The organism is Oceanobacillus locisalsi (genome assembly GCF_042675985.1).
Classification (GTDB): Bacteria; Bacillota; Bacilli; order Bacillales; family Amphibacillaceae; genus Oceanobacillus; species Oceanobacillus locisalsi.
Genome location: NZ_JBHTKK010000031.1, coordinates 1 through 24,383 on the forward strand (window position 1 = coordinate 1; position 24,383 = coordinate 24,383).

Annotated in this window: 22 protein-coding genes; 5 read left to right on the top strand and 17 right to left on the bottom strand. The window is 39.7% G+C overall.

Annotated elements, in window-relative coordinates; all coding sequences use genetic code 11:
• Window positions 1-1,010 precede the first annotated feature (1,010 nt).
• Window positions 1,011-1,766 carry a polysaccharide deacetylase family sporulation protein PdaB gene (gene pdaB / locus ACFQ19_RS17995; RefSeq protein WP_379594069.1) on the top strand — a complete coding sequence of 252 codons (756 nt, stop codon included), beginning with the start codon at window positions 1,011-1,013 and terminating at the stop codon, window positions 1,764-1,766.
• 194 nt (window positions 1,767-1,960) lie between these two features.
• Here pdaB and ACFQ19_RS18000 read toward each other — a convergent pair whose 3' ends face one another.
• A complete protein-coding gene (locus ACFQ19_RS18000) occupies window positions 1,961-2,728 on the bottom strand; it encodes a KinB-signaling pathway activation protein (RefSeq protein WP_379594070.1) in 768 nt (255 codons plus the stop codon).
• 69 nt (window positions 2,729-2,797) lie between these two features.
• Here ACFQ19_RS18000 and gerD point away from each other — a divergent pair, with 69 nt between their 5' ends.
• A complete protein-coding gene (gene gerD, locus ACFQ19_RS18005) occupies window positions 2,798-3,415 on the top strand; it encodes a spore germination lipoprotein GerD (protein WP_379594071.1) in 618 nt (205 codons plus the stop codon).
• Window positions 3,416-3,481: 66 nt separating this feature from the next.
• On the opposite strand, the gene ACFQ19_RS18010 is transcribed toward gerD, so the two are convergent.
• Together ACFQ19_RS18010 and cwlD are read right to left on the bottom strand one after the other, a co-directional pair.
• Window positions 3,482-4,540, bottom strand: coding sequence for an Mrp/NBP35 family ATP-binding protein (locus ACFQ19_RS18010; protein ID WP_379594072.1), 1,059 nt, complete (start codon window positions 4,538-4,540; stop codon window positions 3,482-3,484).
• Window positions 4,541-4,859: 319 nt separating this feature from the next.
• Window positions 4,860-5,588: an N-acetylmuramoyl-L-alanine amidase CwlD gene (cwlD, locus tag ACFQ19_RS18015; RefSeq protein WP_379594073.1), complete on the bottom strand. Its 729-nt coding sequence runs from the start codon at window positions 5,586-5,588 to the stop codon at window positions 4,860-4,862.
• Window positions 5,589-5,843: 255 nt separating this feature from the next.
• Here cwlD and ACFQ19_RS18020 point away from each other — a divergent pair, with 255 nt between their 5' ends.
• Window positions 5,844-6,275, top strand: a complete 432-nt coding sequence (locus ACFQ19_RS18020; RefSeq protein WP_379594074.1) for a DUF948 domain-containing protein — start codon at window positions 5,844-5,846, stop codon at window positions 6,273-6,275.
• Between the two features lie 48 nt (window positions 6,276-6,323).
• Here ACFQ19_RS18020 and ACFQ19_RS18025 read toward each other — a convergent pair whose 3' ends face one another.
• The 3 genes from ACFQ19_RS18025 to ACFQ19_RS18035 are packed head-to-tail and all read right to left on the bottom strand — an operon-like array spanning window position 6,324 to window position 7,442.
• Window positions 6,324-6,557, bottom strand: coding sequence for a hypothetical protein (locus tag ACFQ19_RS18025; RefSeq protein WP_379594075.1), 234 nt, complete (start codon window positions 6,555-6,557; stop codon window positions 6,324-6,326).
• Window positions 6,547-6,999, bottom strand: coding sequence for a DUF948 domain-containing protein (locus tag ACFQ19_RS18030; protein WP_379594076.1), 453 nt, complete (start codon window positions 6,997-6,999; stop codon window positions 6,547-6,549). Before ACFQ19_RS18030 ends, ACFQ19_RS18025 begins: the two co-directional genes overlap by 11 nt.
• Window positions 6,996-7,442 carry a DUF948 domain-containing protein gene (locus ACFQ19_RS18035; protein WP_379594077.1) on the bottom strand — a complete coding sequence of 149 codons (447 nt, stop codon included), beginning with the start codon at window positions 7,440-7,442 and terminating at the stop codon, window positions 6,996-6,998. Before ACFQ19_RS18035 ends, ACFQ19_RS18030 begins: the two co-directional genes overlap by 4 nt.
• Before the next feature lie 391 nt (window positions 7,443-7,833).
• Here ACFQ19_RS18035 and ACFQ19_RS18040 point away from each other — a divergent pair, with 391 nt between their 5' ends.
• The gene (locus ACFQ19_RS18040; protein WP_379594111.1) at window positions 7,834-8,700 is read left to right on the top strand and encodes a YihY/virulence factor BrkB family protein; all 867 of its coding nucleotides are present in this window, start codon (window positions 7,834-7,836) and stop codon (window positions 8,698-8,700) included.
• Between the two features lie 44 nt (window positions 8,701-8,744).
• On the opposite strand, the gene ACFQ19_RS18045 is transcribed toward ACFQ19_RS18040, so the two are convergent.
• From ACFQ19_RS18045 to ACFQ19_RS18055, 3 genes are all read right to left on the bottom strand, one after another.
• Window positions 8,745-9,926 (bottom strand): GNAT family N-acetyltransferase, encoded by a 1,182-nt coding sequence (locus ACFQ19_RS18045; RefSeq protein ID WP_379594078.1) that lies wholly within the window; start codon window positions 9,924-9,926, stop codon window positions 8,745-8,747.
• Window positions 9,927-10,054: 128 nt separating this feature from the next.
• Window positions 10,055-11,461: an NADP-dependent phosphogluconate dehydrogenase gene (gene gndA, locus ACFQ19_RS18050; protein ID WP_379594079.1), complete on the bottom strand. Its 1,407-nt coding sequence runs from the start codon at window positions 11,459-11,461 to the stop codon at window positions 10,055-10,057.
• A 212-nt stretch (window positions 11,462-11,673) separates the two neighbouring features.
• On the bottom strand, window positions 11,674-12,087 hold the full coding sequence (locus tag ACFQ19_RS18055) for a CotD family spore coat protein (protein ID WP_379594080.1): 414 nt from the start codon (window positions 12,085-12,087) through the stop codon (window positions 11,674-11,676).
• Window positions 12,088-12,387: 300 nt separating this feature from the next.
• On the opposite strand from ACFQ19_RS18055, the gene ACFQ19_RS18060 reads away from it, so the two are divergent.
• Window positions 12,388-12,651 (top strand): hypothetical protein, encoded by a 264-nt coding sequence (locus ACFQ19_RS18060; protein ID WP_379594081.1) that lies wholly within the window; start codon window positions 12,388-12,390, stop codon window positions 12,649-12,651.
• Window positions 12,652-12,850: 199 nt separating this feature from the next.
• Here the strand turns inward: ACFQ19_RS18060 and lhgO are convergent, their stop codons facing one another.
• The 8 genes from lhgO to ACFQ19_RS18100 all read right to left on the bottom strand — a co-directional run bounded on the left by lhgO (window position 12,851) and on the right by ACFQ19_RS18100 (window position 24,335).
• A complete protein-coding gene (gene lhgO, locus ACFQ19_RS18065; protein WP_379594082.1) occupies window positions 12,851-14,056 on the bottom strand; it encodes an L-2-hydroxyglutarate oxidase in 1,206 nt (401 codons plus the stop codon).
• Between the two features lie 21 nt (window positions 14,057-14,077).
• Window positions 14,078-15,358 carry a (Fe-S)-binding protein gene (locus ACFQ19_RS18070; RefSeq protein ID WP_379594083.1) on the bottom strand — a complete coding sequence of 427 codons (1,281 nt, stop codon included), beginning with the start codon at window positions 15,356-15,358 and terminating at the stop codon, window positions 14,078-14,080.
• A complete protein-coding gene (locus tag ACFQ19_RS18075; protein WP_379594084.1) occupies window positions 15,351-16,757 on the bottom strand; it encodes an FAD-binding oxidoreductase in 1,407 nt (468 codons plus the stop codon). The genes ACFQ19_RS18070 and ACFQ19_RS18075 overlap by 8 nt, the downstream gene beginning before the upstream one ends.
• A 12-nt stretch (window positions 16,758-16,769) precedes the next feature.
• Window positions 16,770-17,471, bottom strand: a complete 702-nt coding sequence (locus tag ACFQ19_RS18080; protein ID WP_379594085.1) for a FadR/GntR family transcriptional regulator — start codon at window positions 17,469-17,471, stop codon at window positions 16,770-16,772.
• 7 nt (window positions 17,472-17,478) lie between these two features.
• Window positions 17,479-19,416, bottom strand: coding sequence for a TRAP transporter permease (locus tag ACFQ19_RS18085; RefSeq protein WP_379594086.1), 1,938 nt, complete (start codon window positions 19,414-19,416; stop codon window positions 17,479-17,481).
• Window positions 19,416-20,423 (bottom strand): TAXI family TRAP transporter solute-binding subunit, encoded by a 1,008-nt coding sequence (locus ACFQ19_RS18090; RefSeq protein ID WP_379594087.1) that lies wholly within the window; start codon window positions 20,421-20,423, stop codon window positions 19,416-19,418. Before ACFQ19_RS18090 ends, ACFQ19_RS18085 begins: the two co-directional genes overlap by 1 nt.
• A 1,780-nt stretch (window positions 20,424-22,203) precedes the next feature.
• Window positions 22,204-23,448, bottom strand: a complete 1,245-nt coding sequence (locus tag ACFQ19_RS18095) for a cytochrome P450 (RefSeq protein WP_379594088.1) — start codon at window positions 23,446-23,448, stop codon at window positions 22,204-22,206.
• Window positions 23,449-23,636: 188 nt separating this feature from the next.
• Complete coding sequence (locus ACFQ19_RS18100; RefSeq protein ID WP_379594090.1) at window positions 23,637-24,335, bottom strand: L-2-amino-thiazoline-4-carboxylic acid hydrolase; 699 nt, start codon at window positions 24,333-24,335, stop codon at window positions 23,637-23,639.
• Window positions 24,336-24,383: the final 48 nt, after the last annotated feature.

Here is a 24,383-nt window from a genome sequence, read left to right on the forward strand (position 1 = left end):
TCAAACTCTCCATAAAAGTGTTTGTGTTTCTTAGCTTTCAGAAGTCATTACTGACTTTTTTTAAGAAAAACGAGGTTGTCTTTCTTCTTTCGTACTGGTTGTTTTGTTCAGTTTTCAAAGAGCAATTATTTAATCTGTCGTTTTTAGCGACAAGATATAATTTATCATGTTTCGTTTTTGTTGTCAACAACTTTTTTTAAAGTATTTTGTCGAAGCAAAATCGCTTTATTTCGTTTCTTTATGACAACAAAAATTAATATACCATAGAAAAAAGAGAAGGGCAATACTTTTTTACAAAAAAATTACTAATTAAATTACTTTTTTATCCTCTACTTAGAGGAACATAATCCGCCAAATATACAATGGCATTATTCTTACGCAGAAATATCCCTCATAAATGTTGTGTTCAGGTAATGTCTATGAACTCTTTTCTATCTTTATTATACACATTTTAACATTTTACCTGCAAATTATACATCTTAGACAGGTTTATTTTTCTACTATCTATTATTCCAGAAATTTTGGAAACATTTCATACATAATTATGCCATTGACCCATTCTTTTCTCTATACATAATGATTTTTTATAAAATCACACAAGCTTGTACATAACTCTCCAAACACAGCATATATATTAACTATATAAGTTGAATTATTAAATCTATCTTTTTAATTTTTCTAACGTAATCATTCATAATTATGTTGTTATAGCTGTAATCAGCGGAAGAAAACACGGAGAGTCCTAGTCGGCTAAGACCGGTCACGTCCTGTGACCAACGGCCGACACTAGGACGTCCTGTCCGTCGTGGGAACAGGACGAGCTTCAGCTAACTTGAAAAGAAACCCGCTTTTCAAGTTAGCTGAAGCCGGCCCCATGGAAAGGGCAATGTTTTTCCAGAGCGAATGCCAGAAGGCAAAATCTTTACTTCAACTTATATAGAACGAATTATTTCGCACTTCTACAAGTACCGGTCATACATTTCACTACATGGAAAAAGGGAGGAATAAAATTGAATCACTTCTATACAATTCGTTTGAATCGGAAGAAAATAATATTAACTGCTGCTATTATCTTAACAGTAGCGATTCTTATCGGAACGCAAACACCTTCTATCATGGCAATGTTTACAAAAGACGAACCTGCCGCTCTCTCAAAAGGAAATGAAGATGTAGAAGATGTTGCTCTCACCTTCAATATTAGTTGGGGAGAAGAGAGGGTAGAAAGTATTCTGGATGTTTTAGAAACAGAAGATGTACAAGCTACTTTTTTTGTCAGCGGCGAATGGGCTGAGAGGCATCCAGATTTATTAGAAGCAATTTCTGAAGGAACACATGAAATCGGATTGCTCGGTTATCGCTATAAGAGTTATTTAGATCAGGAGCCAGAACAAATAAGAAAAGATTTAATAAAAGCGCAAGAGGTTATGGATAAATTGGGATATGAAGATGTTCAACTTTTACGGACGCCGCATGGGCATTTAAACGAAGAAATTATTGAGTTGGCGGAGAGCATGCAATTTCAAGTTATTCATTGGAATGTGAATCCAGACGATTGGGAGAATCCTGGAGTAGAATCTATCATTGATGAAGTCATGGAACAAACAGAAAATGGGGATATTATTCTGCTGCACGCTTCTGATAGTGCCAAGCAGACCGCCGAAGCTTTGGAGACAGTGCTTCCCGGATTAAAAAATAAAGGGTATGGGTTGATTACGATATCAGAGATGGTTAATCAGGCAAAGGCAGATACCGAACTTATCGATTGATGTTTGCCGTCATCCTAAAATTCTCTATAGTCGCCATGGAGCCTCCCTTTTAAATATAAAAAAGCATAAAAACATGCAACAGGCAGCACCTTTTTAATACAAAAGACGCTGCCTGTTTACTGTTTATTCTTAAATGGTAATTCCATCAACTTATAGAGCACTTCCATGGTGAGGTTAGGCTCTTTCTCATCTCGTTACGCTTTCTTCCTCTGCTCTTTATTTGATTTCTGCTGCACTTTCTTTTCCCTGTCTGGTTTTTTCTCCACAAAAGGCAACTTATGCAGTGTCAAGATTTGATACGTGTTACAAGCTAATAGCGGAACAACCATTAACCAAGCGTAATCCGTACCATCTACCATTAATCCGGGAACCCATTCGGCTGTTGTAAAAACGATCATAAAAAAAAGCGCTGGAACAAAAGCTGTCGTGTTTGTTTCTTTTGTTTTTATTTTTGCAACAATCCATCCAATAACAAGCATTGCAGCCGCAATCAGTATAAACCAATATATTGCTGTTTCTCCATTTGCTGCACGATACGGAAAATAGATAAGATCAAATAAAACAAAAATAATTAAGCCGACTTGTACGAATGTCCAGTATCCTTTGAATACATTCAACCCCATCCGATTGACAAATAAATACGCAAAAAATCCTGTCATACTTACTGCTGCAAAAGTTAAACCCAAACCTAAAAAGAAAACAAATACCCCAAGTAACTCCATCACATCAAACGGAGACATATATGTAAGATATTCTTCCGGTCGTATAAAGAAACTTGCAATCAAGCCGGCAAGCCCTCCAAGCCAGAATGTTTTCCAAAAGAAATTAACCAATATTCTCGTGTTCAATTCTTCACCCCCTAAAGAAGTCGCCATCCGTATTTTATCACGAAGTATCTTATTTTTCTTCATTGCCTGTGTATATTTTGTTAAATTATCAAACATATTAAAGGTACAGATCATATTCTTATCCTCTAAAATTTTCTTTGTACCATAATACTTTCTGATTCCGCTTACGAAAGGAGCGTATATATGAAACGTCACTTGCCCATTATATTTTTACTCCTATTCCTATGTTTTATCTCTGCCTGCGGAAATAATGAAGAATCGCGTGAAGCTGAGTATGAAACCACAAAAAGAATGGTTGTTGATATTTTACAAACAGAGGACGGCAAAGCTGCCATAAAGGACATCCTAAACGATAACGAATTGCAGGAGAGTATCGTTATCGAATCAGATGAAGTAAAAGAAGCTGTAACAAGCGCTTTATCATCCGACAAAAGCAAAGAAAATTGGAAGAAAATGTTCCAAGACCCGGAATTCGTACAAACTTACGCAAAATCTATATCTACAGAGCAGCAGAAACTGATAAAAGACCTGATGCATGACAGTCAATTTCAAGAGCAGATGATTGAAATATTGAAAAATCCGGAAATGGAGGAGCAGATGCTTTCTGTCATGACAAGTCAGGCATATCGAGCGCATCTGGAACAAACCATTCAAGAAACGCTCCAATCTCCGTTATTTCAAGAAAAAATAGATAAAGCATTAAAAGAAGCTGCCAAACAAAGTTCCTCCGGCAATAATGGAGAAAGCAGCGAGGAATCTCAAGATAACAATGAAAATGACGGGGCAGATTCCTCCAATTAAGGAAATTTTGCACGTAAACAAATAGGGTGCTGTTCTTCTAAACAGACACCCATTTGTTTTACCATGCTATTCCTCTAATTTTGCAACTATTTTTGCTGCAAGCTTATGATACTCTTTTCCATTGGGGTGATCCTCCTGATAAACAGACGGAGCAAATTCCTCTTCTTCCTCATATGGCTGCTGCAGTGACAATTGCCCGATAACTTTTGTTTTCAAAGCATCCGCCAGCTTTTGGCCGCCGCCTTTTCCGAAAACATATTCCTTCTCACCTGTTTTTCTGCTCTCATAGAATGCCATGTTCTCCACGACGCCAAGAATCTCATGTTCTGTTTTCAGAGCCATTTGGCCCGCACGAGCTGCTACGAAAGCCGCTGATGGGTGAGGTGTGGTCACAATCACTTCTTTACAAGATGGCAGGAGTTCATGCACATCCATTGCAATATCGCCTGTTCCAGGTGGTAAATCAAGCAATAGATAGTCTAATTCTCCCCATTCTACTTCTGTAAAGAAACTGTTCAACATTTTACCGAGCATCGGCCCGCGCCAAATAATCGGCGAATTGTCCTCTACAAAGAATCCCATGGAGACCACTTTGACACCAAATCGTTCTACAGGAATAATCTTTTCTCCGCGAACAACAGGCCTTTCTTCTACCCCCATCATATCAGGAACACTAAAACCGTAAATATCCGCATCGAGAATACCTACTTTCTTACCTAAACGCATCAAAGAAACTGCTAAATTAACAGTTACAGTGGACTTGCCGACACCGCCCTTTCCACTGGCTACAGCGATAAACTGTGTATTGGAAGCGCCGCTTATTAATGTCTCTTCTTTTGCTTTTTCCGCTTCTCCCTGATATTTCTGCACCGTTTCTTCCGGGAGCTGTTCAAAACGCAGCCCGACTGTATTAGCTCCATTACGTTTTAAAATCCCGACAATCTCTTGTTGCAACTCCATCTGCTCGCCGGTATTCGTCTTGGAAATGCCAACTTTCACACTGACATGTTTTTTGTCTTCCTTAATCGTAACAGAAGAAATCGCATCCAATTCCTGCAAGGTTCTATGTAAAAAAGGATCTTTTACAGAGCCAAGTAACTCTATAACCTCTTCTTGTGTTAACATATTTCCACCATCCTTTATGAATCTGTCCACTGGTTAGTATAACATAAAACGAAACTTCATTCAGTTGGTTTGCTTTATAACCAACTGAATTAGCCTAAGTTAATCAGGAGATGTAGTGACCGTTTTTTCCCAATCTCTTTACCATAACCCTTATATAAGCTTCGGGAAAATTACGGACACTCATGCTGTGGAAAAACGAAACTTCATTCAGTTGGTTTGTTTATGCTTCGAAATCATCCCTTCAAACACGAAAAGGCTTGGCAGCAGCCAAACCCTTTTACGCACAAAGATTAGAAAACCAATATGATTTTTTCGTTCCTTACTCTTCCTCATTGCCTTGAGGCTCTTCTGTAACATATCGTAAAATACCTTCATAAATACTAGCAGCCATTTGTCTTTGATATGTGTCGTCCTTCAACAGCTCCCGTTCCCGTTCATTCGATAAGAAGCCAATCTCCACCAATGCGCCCGGCGCCTCTGCATGCTTTAACAAATACATTTGATCGATAGCAAGAGGCTGCCTATCGGTATTTTCTAAATTTCTGGTGATTTCTTCCTGAATCATCGTCGCCAGATGCTCTCCCTCTTCAAACTTTGGATAATAAAATGTCTGAGCGCCATGCCACTGCGAATCAGGTAATGCATTCAAATGGATAGAAATAAAAAAATCCGCCTCTTTCTCCTGAATAAATGCTAAACGATTCCGTATATCCTCGGATTTACGATTAGCCAGACCGCTTGTCCCTTCTGATGCTAAATCCACATCCTCCTCACGAGTTAAATGAACAATTGCCCCATGCTGCATCAGATAGGTTTGAATACTTTTGGATACAGCCAGCGCAATATCTTTTTCTTCTGTACCGTCTGAACCGACTGCACCACCATCCGGACCTCCATGCCCAGGGTCAATAACAATCACTTTTCCATTTAGCGGCAGCGACCAAGTAGAATTGGAAGAATTAATTGCTTCCTTCGTGGGATACTGTAATAAGAAAATAAGTATGAATAAACCAAGAAACCAAAAGGACAGCTTCTTCTTTTTTGACATATGGCTTCGTTCCTTTCGTTCCCATATTATTTAAGGGCATATTTTTTATGAGGTTTGGTTTTGCCGCACAGCTATTTCTAACAGCATGTACAATCTTTAAAAGATATAAACAACAAAAGCCTTTATTAAAAATTTATGGGAGAAACTCACGGTTTATGACTTATCTTTTGTAGTATGCTAAAATAAAAATAAATGTTTGAAACTGTTCCACATGTGATATTGTATTTATAGGAATAATGATTCGGAGGTATTATTATGGCAGATTGGATATTAATTGTATTAGGTATTGGAGCTGTTCTGATTGGCATTGGTTTACTTGGGGTAGCAGCTTTTCTTTTTCTAAAATTAGGAGGAGCAGGCAAACTGATCGCAAGCGCCAAAAAAACAACAGATCAATTGCCAGAACAAATGGAAGGGATCACTTCGCAAATAACAGATGTTCTTAAAACAGGGAATGAAACATTGCAGCAAGTGAATCAACAAATTAAAGAATTATCTCCTATATTCTATTTGATTGGTGATGCAGGACGGGCTACTCACAACATGTCATCATCTGTACTTAAAACCGCAAATCAATTACAGGAGACGACCGAAGAAGCAAGTATGACAATCGCTAATAAAAACCTGCAAGGCATCTACGGTCTGGCAACAATTGGTTATTTCCTTGCACAGATGAACAAGAAATAAACCATTAAAAATCCGCTTGGAATATCGTTTGATTTCCAAGCGGATTTTTTACTTTTCTTCAGCAATTCTATTTTCAACTTCCTGCCGTATCTCCCGTAGCTCTGTCGATTTTTGAAATCCGTCATGATAAAGACGTTGTTCAAAATCCCGCATCCGGGCCAGCAATGGCGGATTCTCTTCCAAGTTTCGTTTCTTGTCCAGATAAGAAGCGGCTGCCCATCCTAATGCGGCGCCAACAGCGGAACTGACCACAACTCCTGCTTTATATACTTTATTGTTCATGAGTATATGCCTTCTTTTCCCGCTTCAAGTCCCGCTTTTTCTTTAACCAGTAATAACCAAGCGCAACGCCGCCGTATACACCGCCTAAATTATTTTTACCGGACAATTCCTGCCCTGCTTCTGTTTTTGTTTTTACAGAATCTGTAGCATCCACTAGAGAAGAAGACAGTTTTCTTGTTGCATTTCCTACATCTCCAACAATATAAAAGAGCGGACTTAATTGTTCCATTTTATTATTTATATCCGCTAATGCCTGATTACTTTCATTCATAATACTCGTTGTTTCTTTTAAAATGCCATCCATTTGTTCCGGCAATTGCTGTACTGTCTTGTCAACGCCGCTTAATACACTTGCTAAGTTATTTAATAAATGACCAATAAAAATAGCTAAAATAATACATGCGACTCCAATGATGATGACGCCGACTCCGATTAATGTCATTTTACTTCCTCCTTCTTCTGGTTGCCTTTATTTGTTTTGCCTGCCAGGTAAATTTTATAAATTTGTATCGCTGCTTCGCTCCAAGTGATGCCTTTCATTGTCTTATTTAATTTTTCCTCTAAATTCGCATCATCCAATGCTTGCCGCTTCACTTTATAAGCTTCATTCAGACTCTGAACAGAGGTGCCCATATCTTCTAAAGAGCCAAAAACACTGTCTGTTGCCTGCAGCTTTTCATGTGTATCATCTATTAAATGATTTACCTCTTGTAACGATGTCGAAATTTCTGGCGTAATATGATTCATTTCCTCTTCCATTTTTACAACGGACCTGCCGAGTGAACGAATATTGCCGGTAAGCCGGTTTAACGTAAAGGCTATATAACAACATACGATAGCGAACGCAATAGCAACAAGTAAAATCCCTACGGAAATAATAGGCATATGTAAAAATCCCTCCTTTTTCATTGCGTGTTCAAAAGAATAAAATGGATTTGCTGAAGCTTTCAGTGGTGAACGCTTCTTTTTCCATTTTGAACCGGACTTTTTGAACAGCCTCTATAGACAATATTATACCACCTTCAAAAATAAATAAAACGTCTTCTCCTATAATATCAGAAAACTTGACATTCGTTAAAGGGAATATCGAAAGCATCTGTTGTTTTCTTCATCATCTAGAGGAAATCTTATAAATTTCCATTTGCCAAGATTATATTCTTATCTTTTCGGGTATAGAATCCATATACCTTATCTTTTCCAAAACGTTATAGATATATTTATTCCATTTTTTAAGGAATACCTCTAGAATAGAAAGGTATTAAAATTTCCATTGGAGGTGCCTAGGCTTATTAAACAATTCGGTAAAGATTTCATGAAACGTTTTTCAGAAAATAATACAACATTACTTGCAGCTGCACTGGCTTATTATTTTCTATTAGCCGTATTCCCGCTTCTGATTGTCGGTTTTGCAATTATTCCTTACTTTAATATAAGTCCCGATGATGCTGTCAGCTTTATCGGTTCCATCATGCCGGAAGAACTCGCATCAACTTTTGAAGAAAATATTATCAGTTTGGTTGATACAACCCGCGGCGGATTGTTAACCGTAGGGATTTTAGGAACAATCTGGTCAGCGTCAAATGGTATTAATGCTTTTATTAAGGTTTCCAACCAAGCATTTGAAGTGGAGGAAACAAGGTCTTTTCTTAAAGCACGGGGAGTAGCCATCCTGCTGACAATCGGATTGCTTTTAGCAGCTATTTCGTCTATTATCCTTCTGGTTTTTGGCGATATGATTATCCATTTCTTGACTTCCTTTATAGGTATCAGTGCAGGTACAGGAATTATCTTGCAAATATCACGAGTAGTTATGGTAATCTTGATTGTAACGCTTATTCTACTCGGTCTGTATCGTTTTGCACCAAATAAACGGTTACCATTCCGACATATTTTACCTGGTACCTTGACTGCCAGCATATTATGGTTAGTGAGCTCTTTTGCTTTTTCCATTTATGTATCTAACTTCGGAAATTATTCCGCTACGTATGGAAGTCTAGGAGGCATTATCGTTCTGATGATCTGGTTCTTCTTAACAGGCATTATCCTTCTCGTAGGAGCACTGTTAAACAGTATGTATCACCAGAAAAAAATAGATGATTCTGCAAAGGCTGAAAAAGAAACAGCCAGTACCAGTGAAGAGTAATGTTAGAAGCCAAAGGCCGGCCTTTGGCTTCTTCTTTATCTGATTTAGAAAAAATCTGCTAAATATGGATGCCGTTTTTTAGGAAGAAAAGCATCCAGATGTTTTATACGTTCGAAGTGGCCAACAAGCAACCCTTGTTCATAAAGCTGTTCCAATGTATGTTTCCCTAATAAAATCATCGCTAATTGTTGGACAGTCAATGATGCTGTTATTTCTTGCGTGCTGGCGTCTTCTATTTTTTCTACATGATGAGATTCCTTTCGAAGATGAAGACGGTATAGCCCGCTGTTCTCTTCAAAAGCAGCGTCTTCTACTTTAATCGTATACGTTTCTTCTTTATCTGCAGATGCCCGGAATGGATAAACTCCTAAAAAAGCTTCCACATCTACAATCCTTGTCATGAAATACGGCTTTTGTTCCTGCTTTGCTCTTGGTTCGTCCATAAACAGCGGGAGAACATCATCATCCGGTAGCGTCATATGCACTTCCTTTGCCATGGAATCATGATTTGCAATAAATTGAAGCAACCGCTTTTTGCTATTCGGAGTAACCGTAATCCATTCATCAATGTCCATCTTATTCTCTTTCACTTTATACCGCATATATCCATCTGCGTGTCCTTCTGGATCATAGCTGATCGCTGTAGTAAATCCTTCTTTCTCAAAAACTTTATATTCCCACCAATGTTCGTCACGTACCAGCATACCTGTATACTGTTCCGTATAAGCTTGATACACTTCCTTTACCTTTGCTTCATCGCCTTGTTTCATACGGCGCACACAGCCTGCCGCTTCCTTGAACTTAGGAACATACTCCATCGGGATGGTAAATTTCATTTCATTGATGGTCATTTCCCATCCAAATTTCCGATAAAACGGAACACTGAATGGTGCCAGATAGGAAATAAGATAACCTTGCTTTTTCATTTCAGAAATGGCATGAGTCAGCAACTCCCGAACAGCGCCTTTTCTGCGATGTTCAGGCCATGTGGCAACATTGGTGATGCCCCCTGTTTTAACCACTTTTCCATGGATCCGCATTTCTAACGGAAGCAGATGGACCTTTGCTGCCAGGTCTTCTCCTTCCATCCAGCCCCAGACTATTTCACTTTGTTTTTCCTTCTCTTTTTTCTTCTTCTCTATCTCTTCGGGTGTAGGCTTAAATTGAAAAGCAAAAGCAGATAGCTCATAAATTTCATCGTTTGTGACTGGGATTTGTTTAATCATTATTGTCCTCCTTATTGCGAGCAAGAAATCATTGATACCCCTGCTTATTGTGACGTTCAAAAAATCCCAGAATCATGCGTTCAGACCCTGAGATTTTTTGCACTTATATTTATTTCATCACATGGCAATTAAAACCATTGCGAATGGAAAACGCCGTCTTTATCTTTACGCTGATACGTATGTGCCCCAAAATAATCACGTTGTGCCTGAATTAAGTTAGCTGGCAAATTCTCTGCACGATAGCTGTCATAATAAGAAATCGCACTAGCAAATGTCGGCACAGCAACACCATGTTGGACAGCTAAAGAGACAACCTTACGAAGGGATGCTTGATATCCTTCTACAATCTCTTTGAAATAAGGGTCCAGCATAAGATTTGGCAAATCTGGTTCCCGGTCGTAAGCATCTTTTATTTTTTGCAGGAAGTTTGCACGGATAATGCAGCCGCCGCGCCAGATCATGGCGATATCTCCATATTTCAGGTCCCATCCATTTTCTTCTGATGCTGCACGCATTTGTGCAAAACCTTGTGCGTAAGAAACAATTTTACTCATATAAAGTGCTTGACGGATCGCTTCAACCAAATCTTCCTTGCTTTCGGATATTTCTGTTTTAGCTGGTCCGGAAAATACCTTATTTGCTTTTACGCGCTCATCTTTTAAAGAAGAAATAAAGCGTGCAAATACAGACTCGGTGATTAATGGAAGCGGAACACCTAAGTCCAGTGCATTCTTACTTGTCCATTTTCCGGTTCCTTTTTGGCCGGCTTTATCAAGAATCACTTCGACTAGCGGCTTGCCGGTTTCTTCATCCGTTTTTGTGAAAATATCCGCTGTGATTTCAACTAGGAAGCTGTCAAGCTCGCCTTTATTCCATTCTTTAAATACCTCATGAAGTTCCTCGGCATCTAACCCGGCTACGTTTTTCATTAAATCGTACGCTTCTGCAATTAACTGCATATCTCCATATTCAATACCGTTATGAACCATTTTCACAAAATGTCCTGCTCCATTTGGTCCAATGTATGTCACACATGGATCCCCATCTACTTTGGCAGAAATAGCTTCAAAAATTGGTGCAACCAGATCATAAGCTTCTTTTTGTCCGCCCGGCATCATGGAAGGTCCTTTTAACGCTCCTTCTTCCCCGCCGGATACGCCAGTTCCGATGAAATGAATGCCTGTCTTATCTAATTCTGCATTTCGGCGCATTGTATCTTCATAGAGCGTATTTCCTCCATCAATCAAAACATCGCCGTCCTCTAAGTATGGCTGTAATGACGCAATTGTTGCATCTGTTGCAGGGCCAGCTTGTACCATCAGCATGATTCTGCGCGGTTTCTCCAGAGAATTAACAAATTCCTCAATCGTTTCCGCACCATAGAAATTTTTTCCTTTGGCTTCATTTTCCATGAATTCTTCTGTCTTTTTATAAGTACGGTTAAAAACAGATACCGCAAAGCCTCGGCTTTCTATATTTAATGCGATATTCTTCCCCATTACGGCTAAACCGATAACGCCAATCTCTTGCTTCATATATACTCGATCCTCTCTGTGGCAAATTTGAAAATAAACCTTTATTTATTATAACGGATTTCCCATACATAAACCAAGTCACACGCTATTTTTTCTTAATAATATGACAACTCACATGAAATTAAGATATAACAAACACATAAAAAAATCACTCACCCGCCACTGGATATCCAATAGCAGATGAATGACTTTTAATCACATATTATCACCTTTTAACAACCACAAGGGCCTTGCGGAGGACAAGGGTGATGCGGCTTCCCGCACATAACATGTTGTTCCTGAATATCATTTACAACCGATTCTGTGTGTGGAAAATAGTGTTTGTGTGTTGTCATATGCTTATTAACATTAGTAGTATGACTAGGATGGATATGCTTCATTTCTGTATTTGAAACGTTTGTTTTTACGTATTGCTTCGTTGGAGACATTTGAGTCGGACCTTGTTGTGTAGGTGATACTTGTGGGGCACAGAATTCCGGCTGCATTTGTTGCTGCGGCATTTGTTGTTGCTGCATTTGTTGCTGAGACATATGATTGCCATTGCCATCCATAGAAGCTCCTTGTACCTGTTGATTTCCCCAGCCTTGATTAAATTGTCCTTGATGATGTTTACTACCTCTTCTCACCGTAAAGGACCTCCTTTCCATTTCTTTAATCTTTCTCTATAGACTATGTGCTCGCTTCCAGGTCGGTTTGATACAAAAACCTATTTTTCAGGAATTTCTCTTGGATTCTAATCTCACCTTCTTCCTTGAGGGTTACCTTCCAAAATCGACGGATAAACCTGTATCCTGAAAAAGACTCTCCCTTTTAGGATACGTTTCAAAGAAGGCAAAATTAGGAAAAAAGTGTCAGATTAATTACATGGACGACCGGGAATCTTATACAAAGAAACCTAAATTTTAATTCGTTACTGGAGTGATAAAATGGGATTTCTAACAGGATACTTACCAATTATGGTTGGCGTGGCTGTTATTCTATTTTTAATAAGCATATTTGTGAAAGAGAAGCGAATTGTCCCGCCAATGGTTGTCAGCACGCTCAGCCTTATTGCTATATTTATCAGTTATTTCTTTGAGGGAAGGCAAGAATCCCTGGTAGGTTATATAAGCCTGGCTGTTTTTGGCAGTTCTGTCATTGTTCTTATTGTGATGGTAGCTATTTCCTGGTCCCGTACACGCCTAAAATAATAAAACCGCGTTTTTATATCGGGAGAAACCATAACTCGGGAGGTAAAAAATACGATTGTTCACTCCGGGTTTTGAGAAATTCTAAAAGGACGTGAGATGGATTATTTATACAAAATAATGAGCTGTCTCCTTATTGAACAAGAGACAGCCTTTCAAGTTTTTTCTTTCATTCGAAAATGTAAGGCATCAGTATAAACGTTTATATGGCTGCTTGCATCTTTTGGTGAAAACGCTCGGCGATTTCCTTGCCAATTTCAATGGAACATGTCGCAGCTGGAGATGGAGCATTTAATACATGGAGGCTGGACGCATTTTCTTCAAAATAAAAATCATCCAGCATCGTTCCATCCGGTTTCATTGCTTGTGCACGTACCCCTGCTTCCATTGGTTTGATGTCTGCTGTATTTAAGGAAGGGATTAATTTTTGTGCTTCTTTGACAAACGCTTTTTTACTGAATGACCGATAATATTCCCCTACAGCTTCTTTGATATTTTTCAAACCCATTCGATACAGTCCCGGGAAAGTCATAATTTGAGATGTTTCTTTCAAATCAAAGCCAATTTTCCGGTAAGCTTCTTTCTTAAATCCGAGCACGGCATTCGGTCCAACATCTACCCCACCGCCGATCATATTTGTAAAATGCACTCCTAAAAACGGTAAATCTGGATTCGGTACCGGATAAATAAGCGTCTTTACATAATGTTCCACCTTCTCATCCAATTCAAAATACTCTCCGCGGAACGGGATAATTCGAACATCTGTCCTCACACCTGCCATACGCGCCAGTTCATCACTATACAGCCCGGCACAGTTAATAAGATACTCCGCTTCATATGTTTCTTCATTTGTCACTACAGTTAATTTATCACTTTCAACTTGTATATCGTTTACTTCTTTATTTAGTCGCAGCATTCCGCCATTTTCTTTGAATAGCTCCGCATATTTTTCAGTCACTTTTTTAAAATTAACAATCCCTGTATTCTTAACATAAATGCCGCCAACTGTATTCACGAATGGTTCGATTTCTGTCACTTCATCCTTATTTAGAAGCTGAACATCCAGCCCATTTTCTATACCACGTTCATACAACTTATTCATATTCACTAGCTGAGACTCATCTGTCGCTACAATGACCTTTCCGCATTGATTATACGCTATATGGTGTTTATTGCAGAATGCTACCATGGACTTCGAGCCGTTTCGGGCAAACCTCGCTTTATAAGAACCTGGCTTATAATAAATACCTGAATGAATCACACCGCTGTTATGTCCAGTCTGGTGTTTCGCTGTCTCTGGCTCTTTATCGACAACAATAATCTTTTTATCAGCATGCATTTTTGACAGCTGGTATGCTGTGCTCAATCCAATGATCCCCGCTCCGACAATAAGTATATCTACTTTCACGATGACTTCCTCCTGTTCTCGTCAAGTTGTTTCTATACCACAGGCTTCTGCAACAACTTCCACAATGTGCTTTACAGAAATCTCCTCCGATAATCCTTCTCTTTCTACACCTAACTGCATTTGCATATGACAGCCAGGGTTGGAAGTAATAATTAAGTCCGGTTTTGCTGTTTGAACATTTTTCATTTTCATATCTAAAATTTGCATTGATTCCTCGAAATGAAGGATATTATAAATCCCCGCTGATCCACAGCAGAGTGATTTATCTTTTAGTTCCATATAATTCAATCCAGGGATGCTTTTAATAATCTTTAGTGGATCCTCAAATACCTGCTGGACATTTTCTAAATGGCAGGACGGCTGGAATACAGCATTTGCCGGAACCTCGTACTGAAACTGCAAATCAACCATTGCCATCAGTTCTGAAATATCTCTGACCTTTGCTGTGAAATTCACAGCTCGCTGATGCCACTCCGTCCCTTCTTGAAACAGCTTAGGATATTCTTTCAAAGTCGCTCCACAACCGCCGATTGTATTAACAATATAATCAAATTCATATGCTTCATATGCTTCAATGTTTTTCTTGGCCAATTCTACAGTTTGATCATGCTCCCCGGCATGATGCTGCAGAGCGCCACAGCATGTTTGCGCCTGTATATTCGTTACTTCCATGTCATGTTCTTTTAAGATGTTGATTGCTAAATCATTTATCCTGCTAAAGAAAACGTCCATAATACACCCCTGAAAGAAACCTACCTTGATAGTGGGTTTTCTAAACGGATTCGATGGGTTCTTTAACTTCTTGCTTAACTGGACTTCCGGCAGTGCGTTATTTAAATCACGATATTTCTCCGTTGGCTTCAAAAGATTATGCCGATTAATCACACGCTTCACACCAGTAATTTGATAAGCATATAACCCCTTATTTACCAGTCTCAGAACCTGTTTATTTTTAAGAACTACTTTAAATGCGGCTGTTCTAAGACCCTTTTCAAACATACTCATCTCTTTATTATCTTTTAACACTTCGACTGCTGACATCAGGATATCCCCATACCGGACATTGGTCGGACAAACCGTCTCACATGCGCGGCAGCCCAAACATAAATCAATCCCCTCCCGCATGTCCTCGATATCGATCTTCCCTTCCGCCGCCATCTGTACTAAATTGATACGTCCTCTCGGGGAATGTTTTTCTTTTTTGAAGGCAAGATAGGTTGGACATGCAGGTAAACAGTATCCGCATTGTACACAGTCAAAGGTTGCCTGATAATCCAGCTTGTCGATTAATTGTTCAGTCATTTTTTAACACTAACCTTTTCTCTCCCGCTTCCGGGAATATTTTTCCTGGATTCAAGATGTTCTTCGGATCAAGTGCTTGTTTAATAGCTTTTTGGAACAACATACCGGCCTCTCCTGTTTCCTTGGGGAAAAAGGGTTTTTTCATAGTTCCGATTCCATGCTCTCCGGATAACGTACCTCCTAATTCAATCGCATAATGAAAAATTTCTTCCACGGCATCCTCGACCCGAGAAACCTCATCTGCATCTCGCATATTGGTATTAATGGTAGGATGCAAATTGCCATCGCCGGCATGACCAAATACGACAATATTCAGATTATACCTCTGCTTTACTTCATCAATTTTCCGGAACATTTCCGGAATTTTACTCAATGGGACCGTTGCATCCTCGGATATTTTGGTATAACCGCTTTCAACAATGGCAGGCGATACCAGCTTTCGCACTTGCCAGAGCTTTGCTTCCTCTTCTTTGGTACTCGCAATTTGCACATTATCCACGCCAATTTCCAAAAGCGCTTGCTGAATGACCTGTAATTCTTTCATCAACACATCCGCATCTCCATCCACTTCTACCAGCAGAATAGCTGCAGCCGTTCTTGGTAAATCAAGTCCGGCATAATCCTCGACCTTGTTTACCGCATTCTGATCAAGGATTTCCATTTTTGACGGTCTTACACCGGATGTTAATATTTTTGAAATCGATTTCCCTGCTGTATATAAATCATCAAATATAATCATCGCTGTTTTCGTATCTGCAGGCTTGGGAATCAATCTTAATGTTGCTTCTGTAATAATCCCGAGAGTTCCCTCTGAACCAATTAACAACTTGGTCATATCATAACCGGTTACATTTTTAACTGTATTCCCGCCAGTATGAATGATTTCTCCCTCTGCTGTCACCACTTCCAGACCCAGCACATGATCCTTGGTAACACCATATTTCACCCCGCGCGGTCCTCCTGCATTTTCCGCTAAATTCCCGCCTATTGTACATATGATGGAAGAAGAAGGGTCTGGAGCGTACATTAAGTTATGTTCTTCTGCCAATTGATGAATATCTCCTGTTTTCACTCCCGGACTTACTTTCATTAATAAATCATCTGGAAAAATGTCCAGTTGTTGATCCCACTGCGAAAAGTCCATCACAATTCCGCCATATACCGGCAATGGACCGCCCGAAAGGCTTGTACTCGCCCCTCTTGGATAAATCGGAATCTCGTGTGTATTTGCCAGCTGGACAATTTTCTGCACTTCTTCCGTTGCCATTACTTGTACAACATAATCCGGCATATACTGGCCAAAAGAGCTATCATAACCATAAGATACACGTTCATCAACATCTGTTAACAAACGATTCCCGACGATTTCAGCTAATTGATCTAGTATGGTTTCATTCATTGTTCGCCCCTCCTATACCCTGTCGTCACCTAATTTTCTGCGCATGTTTACCAAGTGTATGCGCATGGCTTCTCTGGCAGCTGCTGTATCCTGCGACTTTATTGCTAAAAAAATACGTTCATGCTCACTATAGACTTCCTCTCGTTTTCGAGGCTTCCCCAGATTCAGCTGCAAAGAATATTCCAGCGCATTTCTATGCACATATTCTAAATTTTGAAAAGTCTGGATCATATAATTATTTCCTGTTGATTGAATAATCGCTTGATGAAAATTATAATCAGCCTTTAACCCGATTGAATATTCATTGCTCTTAATTTCTTCAAAGTCCTTCAGTGCCTGCTCAATATCTAGAAGCGCTTCTTGTGTTCGCCTCTCTGCACTGAATCCTGCTGCTTCCACTTCCAGCAGCGCCCGCATTTCCAATAAATCAAATAATTCTTTTTTGGAAAATTCACCATAAGTGTATGCTTTAAATTCATCCGTTGCATCCAATCTTTTTACAAAACTGCCTTTCCCCTGCATCGACTCGACATAACCGACAGATACTAATTTACTGATAGCTTCACGAATGGGTACTCTGCTAACATCAAAATATTTTGCTAATTCATTTTCAGAAGGTAGCTTCTGTCCTTCCACATATTCACCGGTTTTAATCATTTTTTCTAATTGAGAAAAAATAACATCTGATAATTTTTCCTTTTTAAAAGGATTCATGATTACATCATCCTGTCTGTTGGAGCCGTTTGCTTCTGATAAAATGGAATATGAGTATTAAAACAAATAATACGACACCAATAAAATCAAATAGTTGATTCGTAGATATCAAAAAGAAAGCTACTCCAAGTAATAAGATTCTTTCTACTATATTTAATTTTACGCGAATATAGTTCCCGAATCCAACAGAGAGGGCATAAACGCCTATTAATGCTGAAATAAATGCTTGAGCCAATAAGAAATAATTTATTGGTCCATCATCCGTTTGTAGCAGCAGTATTGGGTCATACACAATGATAATCGGAATAATAAAACCAGGGAATGCTAGTCTTAAAGCTGTCCAAGCAGTCGGCATTGGATTGGACTTTGCAATGCCAGCTCCAGTATAGGCAGCTAATGCAACCGGTGGAGTAACATTGGACATAGCACCGTAATAAAATACAAAAAAATGTGCTGCTAAAGGGTTAACGCCTGCTTGCACAAGTGCTGGCGCAGCTGTCACTGCTACCACAATATATAAAGCGGTTGATGGCAGACCCAGGCTGAGTATAATGCAGGTAACCATCACGAACAGTAAGATAATAAACAGATGCCCTCCTGCAAGATCTGTTACATTATAAGCAAGCATCGATCCGATACCACTCATTGATACAACAGCAATAATAATTCCAACAGAAGCACAGGCAATAGCTACTTGAACTGAATTCCTGCTTCCCTCAATAAGAGCTTGAAAAAACTTAGAAACCGTAATTCGATTTGTTTTATCTTTCGTTAGATAGGACGTAATGATTGTGGCGATAATACCGGCAAATCCGGCAAAAATAGCTGTTCTTCCTAATAGAAGTACAACCATCACCACAATAATTGGCAAAAGTAATGCACCTCTTTCCAACAGTACTTTCTTAATATCCGGAATGTTTTCTTTGCTTATCCCTTTTAACCCCTGTTTTTTTGCTTCTGTATCAATCGCAAATACTAAAGCGATAAAATATAATAAAGAAGGCAGAATGCTGGCCAATACAATCGTTGTATAAGGTATTCCTAAAAAACCAGCCATAATAAAGGCGGCCGCACCCATAATTGGCGGCATCAGCATTCCGCCAGTAGAGGCAGCTGCCTCTACGCCGCCTGCAAATCTCGGTTTTAGCCCGATACTCTTCATCAGCGGAATAGTGAACGCACCTGTTGTCGCCACGTTCGCTACAGCACTTCCATTTAATGATCCTGTCAAGGCGCTTGTAATAACGGCAACCTGTGCTGGCCCTCCTCGGCGCTGGCCTGCGATTGCTAGAGCCAAATCATTAAACAAATTGCTTGCACCGCTGACAGTCAAAAATGCACCAAACAAGATAAATAATACAATATACGTAGAAGCAATAGATAACGTATTACCGAATATCCCATCCGAAGTCATATAAATCCGGTACATCATCCGTTCAAAGGTAAACCCGGAATGTGCAAAATCAATTGGAAAATAAGCACCATATATACCATAAAGCAGCGCTAGAACACTTAAGATCGGAATAAACCAACCAATTGACCTGCGCGTGATTTCAAACAGTACCAGAATACATAAAACTGCAAATACATAATCGATTGTATTTGGCTGTGACAGCCGGTCCACATGCAAATTAGTATATGTGACGGTAATGTAGCCTATAGAAATAACAGAAAGGAAAATCATCATGATATCTATCGACGCTATTTTTCCTGTCTTCTTTTTATTTGCAGGGTGGAGTAAAAATCCCATTACAAAAATCAAAATTAAAAAGATCGTATTTCGGTAAAATTCTTGAATATTTAAATAACTGGATGTGAGTAACACAAAGACAGACAGGATAATACCAACAATGGCAATAATTCTATTACGCAGTGATTGAGGATCCACAGGATTCCCTTCCGGAGTACTGTGCATTTCCGTATTCGACACTTGTGCATTTCCCATTAATTTTCCTCCTCTCTGACTTCTTCAGGTATAAGATGCTCTTCAATCTCAATACCTTGTTCTTCAAAATAACGGTATGCTCCCGCATGAAGGGGCGTGTTTAACCCTTCCAAAGCAGTTTCCACTTGCATTTCCCGGGCCGAGTTATGAGTATTTATCATATATTCACGGTTTTCAAACAATATTTTGGTTAAGTTATAAATCATTTCTTCATCCATATCGGAAGTAGTAACTAATATATTCGGCTGTGCAATCGTATCAATATCTTCCTCCTGTCTTGGATAGGATCCTGCTTCAATCGTATAGCGATACCATGTATTTACGATATCATTGATGTCACCCATTTGTTCATCGGTTACCTCTAAAATATCCGCATTTAATCCACTAGCATACATGTCTGTAATTGCAGATACCGGTACACCTGCCGGAAGAGAACCGCCATCCAGCCTTCCATCTCTCATTGCCGAAATCGTATCATCGTAACCAAGATACTCTGTTCTGATGTCATTTGTACCAAGACCAATACCTTCCATCATAGTTACAGTAGATTGCTCTGTTCCGCTCGCTTGTGGACCAACAGAGAACGATTGTTCTGCAATATCTGAGATATTTCCAGTTTGTACAAGATCCTCCATTAATACAAAATGTTCTACATTGGGCCAAATCATCCCCACAGATCGGAGTTCTTCAAATTGCTCTCCTTCATAAATCCCGCTTCCCTCGGCTGCTTGTGTGGAAATTAATCCTTGAAGTATTGCAAAATCAGCTTCGTTATTTTTCATTAAATCAATGTTTTCTACAGACCCCGCAGAAGCCTGCCCATTAAATTTAATATTTTGTTCACGATAATGCTCAGTCCAAAGCTGTCCCATTCCGACGCCAATCGGATAGTATGTACCCCCCGTTGTTGCTGTTGCTATATTGTAAATCTCTTTCTTTTCAAAATTACAGCCAGATAAAACCAAAGCAAAAATAAAAACTCCAATTAAAAATAACTTATTCTTCATTCAACCTCTCCTTTGAATGCGTTTTCATAACTTGTAATACAATGTTACAACATTGAACATTTTGTGACAATACTTTTTTTAATGATTACCATAAAAGATGATTTATTTAATCTATCTTTTTAATTTATCTAACATAATCATTCATTATTTAATGCGGTTAAATAATGTTATCAGTGGGGTGTTTTCCAGAGCGGATTCTAGAAGCGCGTGTTCAAAAAAGTCCGATAAATAGGACCAAGTCGGCTAAGTTCGTGCTTTATAATACGTGAGTAACGGTTTTGGTGGGGCGAGTAATCGCAGCAACGGTTTTAATAGACCGAGTAATCGCAGGTCTCAATGTTGTCAGGTTAATGAATTTTGTGAAATTTACTCAAATTATGCGCTTAAGAATAAGCATATAATCCTTGCTGTTTTAGAATGGACAAGATCTCTATTATCATGCTTGCTTTTGGTTAGAGCCCCTTCTATTTTTTTAACAAGATATGGTGTATAGCTTCCGCTCCGGCCAACCACTACGCTTTCCGACGTACAACGGTTTTTGATGGGGCGAGTAACCGCAGTCCCAGGACGTACTAGTGCAGACGTTGCAACAACGGTTTTGATGGGGTGAGTAAGCGCAACCCCAGGACGTTGCGTTCTTAGTCTGCCATGGGGACGGCTTCAGCTAACTTGAAAAGAAACCCGCTTTTCAAGTGGATCTTCAGCTCGCCCTGCTCCCACGACGGACAGGACGTCCTAGTGTCGGCCGTTGGTCACAGGACGTGACCGGTTTTAGCCGACTAGGAGTCTACGTGGTTGGCCTGCGCTCTGATGGGATGCTACAGCTTTTGGAAGAAATAACATCCTAATGGAGTTAAATGATTTTATTTGTTCAACTATTTCATGTATAGAACATCCCACTAGCGGAGGCGGACCGTTTTGACTCCTGAAAGGAAAGCGGAAAGCGTCGTTTAAAAACGTAACAATTGCGCCCCCGATCTTTGGGGGTGGTTCGACCTTGGTCGAACTTCCATCACTTACGAGATAAAGGAATCACCGTGAGTTTACGAACGGATGATGACTTTCACCCGCGGGGCACGACGGACACGACGTCCTAGTATCGACGTTGGTCACAGGACGTGACCGTTCTTAGTCGATGAAAGTGCGGCTTTAGCTCTGTCTGCGCCTATTGGCTTGCCAATCGCTAAGTCTTCTTTTCACCCGCGGGGCATAAGTGCGACTTTAGCTCTGTCTGCGCCTGCCGGCTTGCCAATCGCTAAGTCTTCTTTATCGTAGGGCGCTCTCGGGAAGTTGTCTAGTTTTTGACGCTTGTAGCTGGACGAGGGATCAGCACCCTCTGAAGATCCACTTTTGCCAAGCGATCTTCTTGGAAAAAGTTAGCTGAAGAGCGTGCCCCTAGGAAAGCAAAACGGTCCGCCGCAGCGGTTATACTAACCTGACAACATTGGTAATCGCAGCCCCATTGGAATTTGCTAGTCAACCCACTTACGCAGGATGCGGTGGCTTCTACGCCCGCCACACCGACGTGGGCGTTCTTAGTAGAAGTTCCTTTTCCTGCCGCGTCATTTTTATTGGACTCTTTGAACATCCTCTAGAAAGTAAAATCTTTATTTCAACGTATATAGTAATAAAAGCTATATCTTACGGAGTAAACTTTAAGTAAGAGGATCATGAAAGAACAAACAGATAAAACACCAATGAACCCTTCCTTTTATACAGAAAAAACCAAAGCAAGCCTGAGACCGCTCTGGTTTTATAAAAGTAATTTTCTCTGTTTAATTTATTTAAACTGTATATCTCGAACCATCACGCCGCTTTTGGTAATCGGCGGAAAATCATCCATCTCATAACTCAAATCCTGTTCTGTAAACGCAAAAGAAAGATGATTAACAAAAAAGTCCAGGGTTGTTTTTAAAACGTCCATCGTCATCCATTCGCCTGCGCAGCGATGGCCAATGTCAAATTCGCCGCCGCCTTGCGGAATAAAATTAAATGGCGATTCCTTCCATCCCTGAAATCGTTCCGGCTGAAACTGCTCCGGCTTATTCCAAATATCCGGATCATGATTAGTGCCGTATAAATCCAGTAATGTTAATGTTCCTTCGTTAAAAGTATATCCATTCCATGTAAAATCAGCTTTGACCCGTGCTGGAGCAACAGGGAAAAATGGATAAAACCGTCTGACTTCTTGAATAAAACGGTGCATATCGTCTGCGGATTCCAATTTTTTCACTTCTTCCGGATAGTCATGCATAGCCAGAAGGAGAAAGTCGATATAAACTGCAATCGCTACAATCGGCCGCAGCAGATTCAATATTTCAACGGCAACTGTCTGTTCATCAAGTAATTCACCGTTTAGATCACGATGCATTGCAAATTGATATGCTGGACTGTCCTTATCAATTTCCACATTACCATTGCGTATCCGTTCCGTCAGGCCTGCTATCCGTTCTTCTGCCATAAACCTGTATTGTCTTGCTTGCCAATGGTTCCATCCGACGGAACCAGCAGCTTCAAACATGTAGCTTAGCTGTTCTGCCCATTCAGGTATGTCTTCTTCCTCATGAGGGGTACCTGTCCAGCGCAGAGCAGACCTTGTTAATACATACTTTGCTGCTTGATAAAGTTGAACTTCCCCTGTGGAATGGCTCTTCATTTCCTGCTCCCACTCTTCTCGGAGAATGGAAGATATCTCTTGCAGCTTTTCTTTTGTCATCAGAGACATAAACATTTCTTTCCGGTGATGATGCTCTTCACCATCTAAGCCCTGAACGCCTCCCTCTCCAAATAATGTCTTCTGAATCCGGTCGGGAGAAGCATCCTTTCGGGAAAATTTGGCATTGTCGTAGAAAAGTTCCGCTTCTTTCTCACCTACCATACAAATGGTTTTCTCACCTAACAACCTTGTTTCAAACACGCGTGATTCAAACTTATTTGAACGATTGGTTACAAAACGGTATCCTTCATCTAAAAGCTTCAGTGTATGATCTAAACCTTTGTCTTTTGGCATGTGAGTCTCTGTCATTTTGATTCACCCTTTCCTTTGTATATGTGATATCTTTCTGTTATTATTCCTGTTTTCCCCTCCATTTAAACAAAAAGGCAGCGGATATCTCATCGTAGTATGAAATATCCGCTGCCTTTTATTTGAGTTATATTTAACAATCACTTGACATACTGTATAGTTACAATAATACATTACAAATCATTTACTTACTCTTTCATCTGAAATTGAAAATGACATTGGCCTTCACGCAAAACATACTGGTCATGCACAACTTCGAAATTTTTATTATAACCTTTGGCTACAGCAGGATCGATCATTTGGCAATACAGAATACCGTATTCACCCATATCATCATCTGCCCACTGCTGACCGAACGGGCAATACGTAAAGGTTTGTTCTACCTCATTCTCTTTATGCACGGTATCCACTTCGAATAATTCACTGCGGGCCATATCATAGTTTTTCAAGTAATTATCTGAGTTATTTTCTAAACCATTTGAGCGTGCGCGCTGGGCAATACCTTCTCCTCGTTTTCTCCCGTACCTTTCCACAGCACGGCGGATAACATCTTCGCCCTCTTCCCCATATTTGTCTGCGACTTGTTTCGCAATTTGAGCAAACATTTTAGAAAAACGCGCAAAAGCTGTTACGTTTGTATATTTTTCTTCTGCTTCTACAACTTGTGGTAAATATTCATAAAAGACATGGTTCTGTCCTTCTGCTGTTGCTTTTTTAGCCAATGTTTCCGCATCTTTCAAACCAAATGTTTCCAGGCCTTGCTGTACAAGATTGCGTCCTTCTTCGTCTCCATACGTTTCTGTAATGGATTGATGCAGTTCATTAAACATTTTCGCTGTAATAATATCCATGGACAGAGCTTTCATCATCAGTTTTTCTTCACTCATTTTATGCCTCTCCTTAAATTCATATTACTTTACTCAGGTTTATATCTA